Annotated in this window: 12 protein-coding genes; 6 read left to right on the top strand and 6 right to left on the bottom strand. The window is 71.9% G+C overall.

Annotated features, from left to right (window positions below; all coding sequences use genetic code 11):
• Positions 1–51 precede the first annotated feature (51 nt).
• Complete coding sequence (locus ABIC30_RS12175) at positions 52–612, bottom strand: cupin domain-containing protein (protein ID WP_354455200.1); 561 nt, start codon at positions 610–612, stop codon at positions 52–54.
• 167 nt (positions 613–779) lie between these two features.
• On the opposite strand from ABIC30_RS12175, the gene aptA reads away from it, so the two are divergent.
• Together aptA and ABIC30_RS12165 are read left to right on the top strand one after the other, a co-directional pair.
• Positions 780–2,114 carry an omega-aminotransferase AptA gene (gene aptA / locus ABIC30_RS12170; RefSeq protein WP_354455198.1) on the top strand — a complete coding sequence of 445 codons (1,335 nt, stop codon included), beginning with the start codon at positions 780–782 and terminating at the stop codon, positions 2,112–2,114.
• 241 nt (positions 2,115–2,355) lie between these two features.
• Positions 2,356–3,417: an SDR family oxidoreductase gene (locus tag ABIC30_RS12165; RefSeq protein ID WP_354455196.1), complete on the top strand. Its 1,062-nt coding sequence runs from the start codon at positions 2,356–2,358 to the stop codon at positions 3,415–3,417.
• 110 nt (positions 3,418–3,527) lie between these two features.
• On the opposite strand, the gene ABIC30_RS12160 is transcribed toward ABIC30_RS12165, so the two are convergent.
• Together ABIC30_RS12160 and ABIC30_RS12155 are read right to left on the bottom strand one after the other, a co-directional pair.
• Entirely contained in the window at positions 3,528–4,820 is a 1,293-nt protein-coding gene (locus ABIC30_RS12160; protein ID WP_354455194.1) for an ArgE/DapE family deacylase, read from the bottom strand.
• A 99-nt stretch (positions 4,821–4,919) separates the two neighbouring features.
• Positions 4,920–5,810, bottom strand: a complete 891-nt coding sequence (locus ABIC30_RS12155; protein ID WP_056523472.1) for a LysR family transcriptional regulator — start codon at positions 5,808–5,810, stop codon at positions 4,920–4,922.
• A 116-nt stretch (positions 5,811–5,926) separates the two neighbouring features.
• Here ABIC30_RS12155 and ABIC30_RS12150 point away from each other — a divergent pair, with 116 nt between their 5' ends.
• The 4 genes from ABIC30_RS12150 (at position 5,927) to ABIC30_RS12135 (ending at position 8,937) form a co-directional block, all read left to right on the top strand.
• Positions 5,927–6,913: an NAD(P)H-dependent flavin oxidoreductase gene (locus ABIC30_RS12150; RefSeq protein ID WP_354455192.1), complete on the top strand. Its 987-nt coding sequence runs from the start codon at positions 5,927–5,929 to the stop codon at positions 6,911–6,913.
• Between the two features lie 145 nt (positions 6,914–7,058).
• Positions 7,059–7,697 (top strand): L,D-transpeptidase, encoded by a 639-nt coding sequence (locus ABIC30_RS12145; RefSeq protein ID WP_020092421.1) that lies wholly within the window; start codon positions 7,059–7,061, stop codon positions 7,695–7,697.
• Positions 7,698–7,907: 210 nt separating this feature from the next.
• A complete protein-coding gene (locus ABIC30_RS12140) occupies positions 7,908–8,393 on the top strand; it encodes an SRPBCC family protein (RefSeq protein WP_012318087.1) in 486 nt (161 codons plus the stop codon).
• 199 nt (positions 8,394–8,592) lie between these two features.
• Positions 8,593–8,937, top strand: a complete 345-nt coding sequence (locus ABIC30_RS12135) for a hypothetical protein (protein ID WP_020092423.1) — start codon at positions 8,593–8,595, stop codon at positions 8,935–8,937.
• Positions 8,938–9,149: 212 nt separating this feature from the next.
• Here ABIC30_RS12135 and fdhE read toward each other — a convergent pair whose 3' ends face one another.
• From fdhE to fdxH, 3 genes are all read right to left on the bottom strand, one after another.
• Positions 9,150–10,145, bottom strand: a complete 996-nt coding sequence (gene fdhE, locus ABIC30_RS12130; RefSeq protein ID WP_354455190.1) for a formate dehydrogenase accessory protein FdhE — start codon at positions 10,143–10,145, stop codon at positions 9,150–9,152.
• A 4-nt stretch (positions 10,146–10,149) separates the two neighbouring features.
• Positions 10,150–10,872 carry a formate dehydrogenase subunit gamma gene (locus ABIC30_RS12125; RefSeq protein WP_205833410.1) on the bottom strand — a complete coding sequence of 241 codons (723 nt, stop codon included), beginning with the start codon at positions 10,870–10,872 and terminating at the stop codon, positions 10,150–10,152.
• Positions 10,873–11,070: 198 nt separating this feature from the next.
• Positions 11,071–12,006, bottom strand: a complete 936-nt coding sequence (fdxH, locus tag ABIC30_RS12120) for a formate dehydrogenase subunit beta (RefSeq protein ID WP_192710034.1) — start codon at positions 12,004–12,006, stop codon at positions 11,071–11,073.
• Between the last annotated feature and the right edge of the window lie 8 nt (positions 12,007–12,014).

The raw sequence follows: 12,014 nt of genomic DNA, 5'->3' as shown, positions 1-12,014 counted from the left end.
CGCCTGCACGCGACAGGGCGGGCGTTTCATCCGCCGCAGCCCGGCTCCGTCTCAGAAGCTCGGCGGCGTGCAGGCGCTCACCACCTCGCAGGGGTTGGGCCCGACGCAGCGGAACCGGTGCGGGCGGCAGCTGTCGAAGCTGTAGGCGTCGCCGGGGCCGAGGATCCGGCGCTCGGCATCCACCGTGACCTCCAGGCGCCCGGAGAGCACGATGCCGCCCTCCTCGCCCTCGTGGGAGAGCGGCACCCGGCCGGTATCGGCGCCCGGCTCGTAGCGCTCCTTGAGGATCTGGAGCTTGCGCCCGAACAGGCTGTCGCCGACCTGACGGTACGAGATCGCCCCCTTGGCGGCCCGGCGGCCGATCTCGGTGAGGTCCTCGGCGGCGAAGAACGCCTTGCGCTCCGGCTCCGGCTCCAGGGCGAAGAACTCGGCCATGCCGATCGGCACCCCGTCGAGGATCCGCTTCAGGGCGCCCACCGACGGGTTCACCCGGTTGGCCTCGATCAGCGAGATCGCGGAATTGGTCACCCCGGCCCGCTTGGCCAGCGTCCGCTGCGACAGGCCGTGGCGGGCCCGAACGAAGCGCAGCCGCGCGCCGACATCGATGCTCATCCGGCTGAAGGCCCGTTTCAGGTGTTGCGGATCCCGCAACGGTGCCACCCGTGGCCCCGGTCCTGCAAGGGGTTGGCGGCGACCAGAAAAGGACTTGTTGCCCGATCGGCGAAGGTGTCCCCTGGTCCCGCCGCCGATCCGCGTCGCCCGTCCCGGAGAACCGCCCCATGACCGACCATCCGCTCCGCAACACGCCCGCGATGGACGCCTTCTGGATGCCGTTCACGGCCAACCGCCAGTTCAAGGCGGCGCCGCGCCTGCTCGTCTCGGCCGAGGGCATGCACTACACCGCCGACGACGGCCGCAAGGTCCTCGACGGCTCCGCGGGCCTCTGGTGCGTCAACGCCGGCCACGGGCGGCGGGGCATCGCGGCGGCCGTTGAGCGCCAGCTCGCGACCCTCGACTTCGCCCCGACCTTCCAGATGGGTCACCCCGTCGCCTTCGAGTTCGCCGAGCGGCTGGCCGAGATCGCCCCGGGCGGTCCGGACAAGCGCCTCGACCGGGTGTTCTTCACCAATTCCGGCTCGGAATCGGTCGACACCGCCCTCAAGATCGCGCTCGCCTACCAGCGGGCGATCGGGCAGGGGACGCGGACCCGGCTCGTCGGCCGCGAGCGCGGCTATCACGGCGTCGGCTTCGGCGGCCTGTCGGTCGGCGGCATCGTGTCGAACCGGCGGGTCTTCCCGCAGCTCAACGGCACCGACCACCTGCGCCACACCCACGACCCGGCCCGCAACGCCTTCGTGAAGGGCCAGCCCGAGCACGGGGCGGAGCTCGCCGAGGATCTGGAGCGGCTGGTGGCGCTGCACGGCGCCGAGACCATCGCAGCCTGCATCGTCGAGCCGGTGGCGGGCTCCACGGGCGTGCTGATCCCGCCGAAGGGCTACCTCGAGCGCCTGCGCGAGATCTGCACCAAGCACGGCATCCTGCTGATCTTCGACGAGGTGATTTCCGGGTTCGGCCGCCTCGGCGCGCCGTTCGCGACCGACTTCTTCGGCGTCGTCCCGGACCTCGTGACCAGCGCCAAGGGCCTGACCAACGGCACGGTGCCGATGGGGGCGGTCTTCGCGAGCCGCGCGGTCCACGACGCGCTGATGCAGGGCCCGGACGGGATCGAGCTGTTCCACGGCTACACCTATTCCGGGCACCCGATCGCCTGCGCGGCCGGCCTCGCGACGCTCGACATCTACCGGGAGGAGGGGCTCCTCACCCGCGTCGCCGACATCGCCGACGATTGGGCGGCGGCGATCCACGACCTGCGCGGGCGCAAGGGCGTCATCGACATCCGCACCATCGGGCTCGTCGCCGGCGTCGAGCTGGCGCCGCGGCCGGACGCGCCGGGCAAGCGCGCCTACGACGTGTTCGTGGACTGCTTCGAGCGCGGCCTGCTCACCCGGGTGACCGGCGACATCATCGCCCTGTCGCCGCCGCTGATCATCGAGCGCGGCCAGATCGGCGAGATCGTCGACATCCTGGGCGCGGCGATCGACCGGGTCGCCTGAGAGCTTTCTCGGCTGCCCCACCGTCTTTGCGAGCGGAGCGAAGCAATCCAGGATAGCGCCACGCTTGCTGGTGTCGCGCCGCCCTGGGTCGCTTCGCTGCGCTCGCGATGACGGAGATGGCGACGCGATCACACAACCCTTGCGCGCCGCACATTCGTCCCCGCTGCCCGGCGGGGTTGTCGCGACACCGCCTGCGCCCATCTGCCCCGGACCCGGATTTGGGCCGGGCACGAGGGTTTCCATGTCGAACACCGCCCTGATCGTCGGCGCGAGCGGGATCGTCGGCAGCGCCACCGCGGCGCTGCTGACCCAGGAAGGCTGGATGGTCGCGGGCCTCGCCCGTCACCCGGTGCAGCAGGACGGCGTCGCGCCGGTGGCGGGCGACCTGCAGGATCCGGCCTCCCTGGAGGAGGCGCTCTCCGACCTCGCCCCGAGCCACGTGTTCCTGGCGACCTGGCAGCGGCGTCCGACCGAGGCGGAGATGATCCGCGTCAACCGGGCGATGGTGGAGAACCTGCTCAATGCCCTGCGCCCGAAGAAGAGCGTCCGCCACGTCGCCCTGGTGACCGGGCTGAAGCACTATCTCGGCCCGTTCGAGGCCTACGGCAAAGGCACCCTGCCGCAGACGCCGTTCCGCGAGGACCAGGGCCGCCTCGACATCGAGAACTTCTACTACGCGCAGGAGGACGCCGTGTTCGCGGCCGCCGCGCGCGACGGCTTCACTTGGAGCGTGCACCGCCCGCACACGATCATCGGCAAGGCGGTGGGCAATGCCATGAACATGGGCACGACGCTCGCCTGCTACGCCACCCTGTGCCGGGAGCTGGGACGCCCGTTCATCTTCCCGGGCTCGGCCGCGCAGTGGAACGGCCTGACCGACATGACCGACGCGCGGCTGCTCGCCCGCCAGCTGCTCTGGGCGTCGACAGAACAGAGGGCCGCCAACGAGGCGTTCAACGTCGTCAACGGCGACGTCTTCCGCTGGAGCTGGATGTGGGACCGGATCGCCGCGTGGTTCGGGATCGAGGCGGTGCCGTTCGACGGCACGCACCGGCCGCTGGAGCCCCGGATGGCGCAGGACGGCCCGGCCTGGGCCGAGATCGCGGCGCGCCACGGCCTCGCCGAGCCGGATCTCACCAAGCTGGCCTCGCCCTGGCACACGGATGCCGATCTCGGCCGGCCGATCGAGGTCGTCACCGACATGAGCAAGAGCCGCCGCCTCGGCTTCACGACCTACCAGCCGACCGACGACGCGTTCTACGACCTGTTCGCCCAGCTCCGCGCGGACCGGCTGATCCCCTGACGGAGGACACCACCGTCATCGCGAGCGCAGCGAAGCGACCCAGGGATGCACGACGCCCGTGAGCGCAGCGCTGCCCTGGATTGCTTCGCTGCGCTCGCAAGGACGGCGGCTCACCCCGCCTTGCGCTCGGTCCCGCACCACTCGGCCACGAACAGCGCCATGGTGGTCGTGATCCGCTTCACCGAGGCGAGGCTGACCCGCTCGTCGAAGCCGTGGATGTTCTGGGAGGTCGGGCCGTAGCAGAGGGCCGGCACCCGGTCGTAGAGGGCATGCACCCGGGTATCGAGATAGCCCGCCGTCATGAAGCTCTGGAGCGACGACCCGATCGCCCGCTCGTGGGCGCGGCCGAGCACGGCCTCGGCCTCCGAGCCTTCCTCCAGCACGTAACCCTCGGCGAAGAAGCCGTTGAAGACCACCCGTGGCGGGCTGTTGGCCAGGAACGGGTCGGTGCGGGAGAAGCCCGCCACCGCGGCCTCGATCTCGGCAGCGGCCTGCGCGGCGGTGACGCCCGGGTAGAGCGCCACCCGGCAGTGGATACGGCACCAGGCCGGGACCGAGGAGGCCCAGTCGCCGCCCTCGATCTTGCCGATGTTGAGATTGATCGGGTGGTCCTCGGTCTCGAAATGCGGGTGCGCGGCCTTCTCGGCGTTCCAGCGGGCCTCGACCTCGCGCAGCGCGCCGATCACCCGGTAGGTGGCGTCGATCGCGTTGGCGCCGGCGCCCATCTCGCGCACGTGGACCGGGACGCCTCGCACCTCGACGGTGAACCAGAGCACGCCGGTATTGGCGCGCACGAGCTTCTCGTCCTCGGGCTCGGGGATCAGCACGGCGTCGGCCCGGTAGCCGCGCAGATGGGTCATCAGGGCGCCGTTGCCGGTGGATTCCTCCTCGACGACCGACTGCACCGTCACGGCGGCCGCCGGCTGGAGGCCGAGGCGGGCGAGCGCGTCGAGGGCGAACAGGTTGGCGGCGTGCCCGGCCTTCATGTCACCGGCGCCGCGGCCATACATCCAATCGCCCTGGATTACCGGATCGAAGGGGCGGTGGGTCCAGAGGTCGGCGGGCCCCGGCGGCACCACGTCGACATGGGCTTGCAGGATCAGGGACCGGCCGGTCTCGGTGCCCGGCCGGTGGTGGCAGACCACGATCGGCGCGTCTGAGTGGTGCGCCGCGTCGATCTTCGAGCCGCCCGGATGTTCCGCGATGGCCGCCCGGTCCATGGCGAAGCGCTCCGTGGCGTAGCCCCGCGCGCGGAACTGCTCGAACACGTAATCCTGGCAGGCATGCTCCTCCCCGCGCAGGGACGCGAACCGGACCAGTGCCTGCGTGTGGGCGACCTGATCGGCGAAGCCCTCCGCCACGGAGGCTTCGATCTCGGCGGCGAGGGTGGGGTCGAGGGCCATGGAAACTCCGAACCGTCTGCGGCCGGGAGGAAGCGCCCGGGCCCGGGCCGCTGTCAACCGGCGGTTGCCGAGAGCATGGCGCGTGCCGGAACCGGGGTCCTAGGTCACATCCGGGAGGGCCGTCCGGACCTGCTCGGCGAACCGCGCGAAGGCCGCGCTCGGCCGGTCGTCGGCGCGGCGGACCAGCAGCGTCGGGACGTGCCCGTCCCCGTCGGGCACCGGGTGAACCGAGACCCGGCCCGCGCGGTGCGCCGGCTCTGCCACGGCCCGCGGAACCAGGGTCACGCCCAGGCCGGCCGCCACGCAGCCGAGGATGCCGTCGAGGGTCCCGAACTCCATGCGCCGCACATGCACGAGGCCCTGGCGGGCCAGGAACGCCTCCAGGCGCCTCCGGTACGAGCAGCCGGCCCGGAACACGAGCACCTTCGCGTCGCGCGCCCGGGCCAGCCGGTCGAGCAGCGCCGCGAGGTCGCCGACGGCCGGGTGCGCCACCAGCACCAGCTCCTCCGTGAAGACCGGGATCCCGACGAGGTCGGCCTGCGCGACCGGGCCGGCCACGAAGGCCCCCTCCAGGCTCCGGTCGAGGACCCGGGCGATCAGGTGCTCGGTCGGGCCGGTCTCCAGCTCGATGTCCACGTCCGGGTGGCGCGCGGCGAAGTCGGCGAGCGGGCCGGGCAGGCGCAGGGCCGCGGTCGTCTCCATGGCGCCGATCCGCAGGGGTCCGCGCGGCTCGCCCTCGGCCAGCAGGGCGTGGCGCGCCTCCGCGAGCAGCTGCCCGACCTGGAGCGCGTAGGGCAGGAGCCGCTCACCCGCCCGGGTCAGCGTCACACCGCGGCTGCCGCGGTGGAACAGCGGCACGCGCAGGGCCTGCTCCAGGGCGCGGATCCGGCCGGTGACGTTGGACTGGACGGTGTTGAGCCGCGCCGCCGCCCGCCCGATGCCGCCGGTCTCGGCCACCGCCGCGAAGAACATCAGGTCGGTGCTGTTCATGCCATCTGCTTTCCCGATGCCTTTCTTCAGAAGGAATCATTTTTTTCGCCGCCACGCGAGCGTTAAGCCCTGGCGGACGGCGCGCGCAACCGAGACGCTTCCCGGGGAGGGGACCCATGGCCTTGAGGACGAGACTCACCGACGCCTTCGGGCTGCGGCACCCGATCGTGCTGGCCCCCATGGACCCGGCCTCGGGGGGGGGCCTCGCGGCGGCGGTGAGCGCCGCCGGCGGCCTCGGCCTGATCGGCGGCGGCTACGGCGACCACGCGACGCTCGACCGGGAATTCGCCCGCGCGGGCAATCAGCGGGTCGGCTGCGGCTTCATCACGTGGTCGATGGCCCGGGACCCGTCGCTCCTCGACGCGGCGCTCGCCCGGTCGCCCGCGGCCCTGATGCTCTCCTTCGCGGATCCCGCGCCCTTCGCGGACCGGATCCGCGCCGCCGGCGTGCCGCTGATCTGCCAGGTGCACACCCTGGCGCATGCGAGGCGCGCCCTGGAGGTCGGCGCGGCCGCGGTGGTGGCGCAGGGGACGGAGGCCGGCGGCCACGGCCTCACCGCCCGCGGCACCGCGGCGTTCGTGCCGGCGGTCGCCGACCTGATCGCCCGCGAGCGCCCCGAGACGCTGCTCCTCGCGGCGGGCGGCATCGCGGACGGGCGCGGCCTCGCCGCCGCCCTGGCGCTGGGGGCCGACGGTGTCCTGATGGGGACCCGGTTCTGGGCCAGCCGGGAGGCGCTGATCCACCCGGCCGCGAAGCAGCGGGTTCTCGCCGCCACCGGCGACGACACGATCCGCACGCAGGTCTACGACATCGCCCGCCACCGGGCCTGGCCGGCGCCCTATACCGGACGACTCCTGCGCAACACCTTCATCGAGACGTGGCACGGCCGCGAGGACGCGCTGCGCGCGGCCTCGGCCGAGCGGCGCCGGGACGTGGAGGATGCCGACGCGGCGGGCGACTACGACGTCGCCAACGTCACGGTCGGCGAGGCCGTCGGGCTCATCTCCGACCTACCGGGCGCCGGCGACCTCGTCCTGCGCATCGCCGAGGAGGCCGAGGCCGCGATCCGCCGGATCTCCGGCATGGCCGCCGCGGCGCCGTGAGGGCGCCGCCAGGGTGCTGTGAGGGTGCCCAGCAAAGCGTGACTACGCAGGGTTGCCGCGGACCGGAACCTCGGTGTTGCCGACGGTTTAGCGTGACGGCAAACCGTCGCGGTTTCTCGAGGCGCGTCTCGAGTCGGAGTCGCTCATGCGTATCGGTCTGATCTCCGTCCTGTCCGGGCTGCTCCTGTGCGCGGGGATTCCCGCGACGGCCAGCGCGGACGTGCTCGTCAACGTCGACAAGACCACCCAGCGCATGGAGGTCTCGGTCGACGGCCAGCCGCGCTATTCCTGGCCGGTCTCGACCGGCGTCGCGAGCTACGACACCCCGTCCGGCGCCTACCGCCCGTTCCGGATGGAGCGCACGCACTTCTCGAAAGAGTGGGACGACGCGCCGATGCCCTTCGCGATGTTCTTCACGACCCAGGGCCACGCCATCCACGGCACCAACCACGTCCGGAGCCTCGGGCGCGCGGCCTCGCACGGCTGCGTGCGCCTGTCGGTGCGCAACGCCGCGACCCTGTTCAACCTCGTGAAGAGCCAGGGCATGGGCCGGACGCGGGTGGTGATCGAGGGGGCGGATGTTCCGATGGCGGACCGCGGCCGGCGCGGCACCCGGCTCGCCCGGAACCGCAGCCCCTACGAGCCGGACGACCTGCTGGCGAACAGCGATCAGATGGGGCGCCGGTCAGTGCCGGCCTACTACCGCCCGGCGGCCCGGCCCGCCTACGCGCCCGCGACGGTCTACGGCTACCCGGCCGACGCCGACGAGACGGACGGCTGGTAGGCCGGATCGCGGCCCGGACCCCGTATCGGCCGATCGGCGCCACGACGTCCCCTGCGTGCGGACGATCACCGGCCGCGTCGTCTGAGCGCGAAAGTCATGCGCCGTAGCGCCCGCCCATTGCCGAGCGCCCCCTCCCGGCCTAGCTCCTGCGCGGCCATCAGAGCCTGCGCGGCCCCTGCCGCGACCTGAGACGGACGGAGACACCCCGAGATGCCCTTCGCTTTCTGCCGGTCCCTTCCCCTCGCCGCCCTGGCGCTCGCCGCGGCCACCGTGCCGGGCTACGCCCTGGAGGTGACGCGCTCGGCCGACATCGCCGCGCCGCCGGCCAAGGTCTGGCAGACCATCGGCGAGTTCTGCGGCATCGGCGACTGGCACCCCGCCATCGAGAAGTGCGTCCTGTCGGACAAGGACGGCATGAAGGTCCGCACCCTCAGCCTCAAGGGCGGCGGCACCATCAAGGAGGAGCAGGTCTCCCGCGACGACAAGGTGATGAGCTACACCTACACGATCTTGGAGAGCCCGCTGCCGGTCTCGGACTACAAGTCGACCCTCTCGGTCGCCCCCGCCGGCTCCGGCTCGAAGGTGACCTGGACCGGAACCTTCAACGCCAAGGGCGCGCCGGACACGGTCGCCACCGACGCGATCCAGGGCATCTACGATTCCGGCCTGAAGGCGCTCGCCGACAAGGCGAAGTGAGCCCGTCACGATTCGGAGCGCGCCGCCGACGCCGGATGCCGGCGGCGCGCACCAAGTCCCTCCGGCAACAGCGGAATCGCGCGTTCGCGGCGAACCGCGTCCCGCGCTTCGCGCCCCTTCGGCATGTCGCCGGGGCGATTGACCCCTTGCCAAGCTCGGCTCAGAACCTCGGCGGCGCGGCCCCTCGCGCCCCAACAGGATGATCGCCGTGCCCGCGTCCCGCCTCCCGATGCGCCTCAGCCTCGTCGCCCTCGCCGTCGCGGCGCTGGGCGCCTGCCAGCAGCGCGCCACGCCCGCGGTCACCGAGCCCTCGCCGATCGTGCCGGCGCCCCTGGCCCTGCCCACGGGCAGCGGTTGCGGCCCGGAGATCGCCCGCACGAAGGCGATCGTCGACAGCGACGTGGCCACCGGCAACCTCAACAAGCCGGTGGGCGACCGCTTCAGCGCCGACCTCGCCCACGCCGCCGCGGAGTGCTCGGCCGGCAAGTCGGGCGAAGCCCTGCACCTGCTCGCCGCCGCCAAGAGCCGCTACGGCTACCGCTGAGCGCGGGGCTTTCCTTTCCCGCCGCGCCTGCAGGATCGCGCTGTCGATCCTGCAGGCGCGTCCGACCCGGCCCCTCATCCCGCGGTGCGGAGCGCGGCGGAGGTCTCGAAGGCGGCCTCCAGGCGCCGCGCGCTCCCTGGAACTCGCCCTCGAGGCCCGCCGACACGGCCACCTCGGGACGAGGCCGTCGGTTCGGACAGGCGCATCCCGCGCTAGATCACGAACAGCAGGTTCAATCCGGCGCGCCGGAACCCGTCCTCGGCGATCTTCAGATCGAGCCCGTAGGACGCGATGTCGTCCGCCACCGGGTCGAGGGCCGGCGCCCGGTGCTGGTGGAGGTGCTTGATGTAGCTGTGGCAGGTCGTGCAGGTCTCGACCTGAACGTCCTTCGAGACCTCATCGAGCCCGTAATAGCTCACGTTCTCGCCGTCACCGCAGGCGGTGCAGCGGATCCGGACGTGGTTCCAGTACGTGCCGCAGAGCGAGCAGCTGAGATATCGGGCCTTGTCGGCCGGGGTCCAGGAGACGATGACGCTCGCCACCGGCGCGCCGCCGCAGCACGGGCAGACGCCGTCCGCGACGGGCTTCAGCGTCCGCGTGTCGAGGCGCGCGGCCCGCGCGGCGAAGCGCACCTGCAATGCGGCTGAGACGAACAGGCATTCGGCGATCCGGTCGACCGGCAGCGCGCCCTCGAAAACCTGCACGGCGAGATCGCGGCGCTCCTCCGGCGCGGCGGCCCGCAGGGCATCCCGCGCCGCGGCCGAGGCCTCGGGCGCGGTCGCGAGATCCAGCGCGTCGAGCAGCGCCAGGAGGCACGCGTCGAAATCCTGGTCGGCCTCGAGGCTGTGCCGCGACAGCGGCGGCATGCCGTGCTCGCTCCGCAGCGCCTGATCGGCGGGATCCGGCGCCGGCGGGGCCGGAAACCGTGCCTGGATCGCCGCCTGGGCGCGGGCGACCTCACCGACGAACCGGAGATAGGCCTCCAGCGGGTGCCCGGGCGCGGCCTCCGCCAGGCGCGCGGCCCGGTCGGCGAACAGCGTCGCGGGATCGGGCAGGCGCACGAACGGGACCGAGCCCGAGATCCCGATCTTGTCGGGATCGGGCTTGAGCTCGCTGAAATCCCGGCGGCGGGGCTTCGGGGCCTCGGCGGGTTTCGGGGTCTTGTCCGCGGCCGGAGCCGCGGGTTTCCGCCTGAAGAAGTTGGCCACGCGATCAGGATCCGCGCTTGTCCACCGAGCCGCGGCGCGCCGGGCCGCCGGCCATCTGACGGAACCACTTGCGGTGATGCCGGTAGGCCCAGCCGCCCGTGACCGTGCCGCGGACCATCGCCCGGCCGGTGCCGCGCACCCAGATGCCGGCGTAGACGTGCACCACGATGATCGCGATGGCGATGACGGCGGCCAGCGAGTGCGCGAGCAGCGCCCAGCGCTGGGTCTCGATCGAGGTGAGGCCGCCGAAATAGGTGTTCCAGATCACGAGGCCGGTCACGAACATCACGCCGATCAGCGCGGTCTGGCCCCAGAACACGCCCTTCTGGCCGGCATTGTACTTGCCGAGCTCCGGCAGCCGGTCCTCGCGGTTGGTGACCACGTCGCCGATCTTCTTCGACCACTCGACATCGTCCTTGTTGGGGATGTTGAGCCGCCAGAAGCGCACGAACAGGAAGAGGAAGCTGATCGCCAGCGCCACGCCGAACCACGGGTGGATCGCTCGGGTCGCCTGCCCGCCGCCGAACAGGCCGGTCAGCGAGAACAGGTAGGGCGTGAACATCGCCAGCCCCGAGAGGGTCAGCAGCGTGAACAGGATCGCGGTGATCCAGTGATTCACGCGCTGCACGCCGGTGTAGCGCGGGACGTACATCACCTCCGGCGCCTCGGACTTGGCGTGGTGGAGGGGGCGGGAATCGCCGTCCCGGACATCGTTCTGGATCGTCATCGGCCTTCTCGCGCCTGACGGGGCCGGCTCCGCGGTCGGCGGAGGTGGCTCTGAAACTCGAGATAGGGCCCGGCGGCCCCATCGTCTCCGGTCGTCCGCTTCCCGCGCTCTCGGAAGAGAACGCGGGTCCCCTCTCCCGTGCGGGAGAGGGCGTGAATCGCGTCACCCGGGCCGGCGCGCCAGCCCGGGATCCGTCCCTCAGTGCGGCCGGGCCTCGCCGCCGCCATTCTCGCGGCGCTTGGCCTCGTCGTACTCGACCGCCTCTTCCTCCTCCTCGGGCACGACCTCGTTCGGGCCGGCCGTCACGTAGTGGAAGAAGCCCGCGACCGCGGCGAAGCCCATCGCGGCGAGACCGAACACCTTGGCGCCGCCCTTCCAGAAGGCGACCAGCGGCGAGATCTTCGGGTCGTTCGGCAGGCCGGCATAGAGGCTCGGCTGGTCGGCGTGGTGCAGCACGTACATGACGTGCGTGCCGCCGACCCCGGCCGGGTCGTAGAGACCCGCCTTGTCAAAGCCACGCGACTTCAGGTCCTCGACGCGGTCGTGGGCCTGATCGATCATGGCCTGCTTGGTGCCGAACATGATCGAGCCGGTCGGGCAGGCCTTGGCGCAGGCCGGAGCCTGACCCACCGCCACCCGGTCCGAGCACAGGGTGCACTTGTACGCCTTGTGGTCGGTCTGGCTGATGCGCGGGATGTTGAAGGGGCAGCCCTTCACGCAGTAGCCGCAGCCGATGCAGTTCTCCTCGATGAAGTCGACGATGCCGTTGGAGTACTGCACGATCGCGCCCGGCGACGGGCACGCCTTCAGGCAGCCCGGTTCGGTGCAGTGCATGCAGCCGTCCTTGCGGATCAGCCATTCGAGGTTGTTGGTCTCCGGGTTCTCGTACTCGGTGAACCGCATCAGGGTCCACGACTTCGGCGTGAGGTCGTGGGGATTCTGGTAGGTGCCCGTGTTGACGCCGATGTCGTCGCGCAGGTCGTTCCACTCCTCGCAGGCCGACTGGCAGGCCTTGCAGCCGATGCACTTCGACACGTCGATGAGCTTGGCGACCTCCACCTGACGGCGGATCTCCGGCGGCGTCTCCGTGGAGGCGGAGCGCTGGCGGATGTCGAGGGAGCTGTAGTCAGCCATGTCTGCCG

It is taken from the genome of Methylobacterium sp. 1030 (assembly GCF_040544715.1).
Classification (GTDB): Bacteria; Pseudomonadota; Alphaproteobacteria; order Rhizobiales; family Beijerinckiaceae; genus Methylobacterium.
This window is presented reverse-complemented; position numbering and strand designations above follow the sequence as displayed.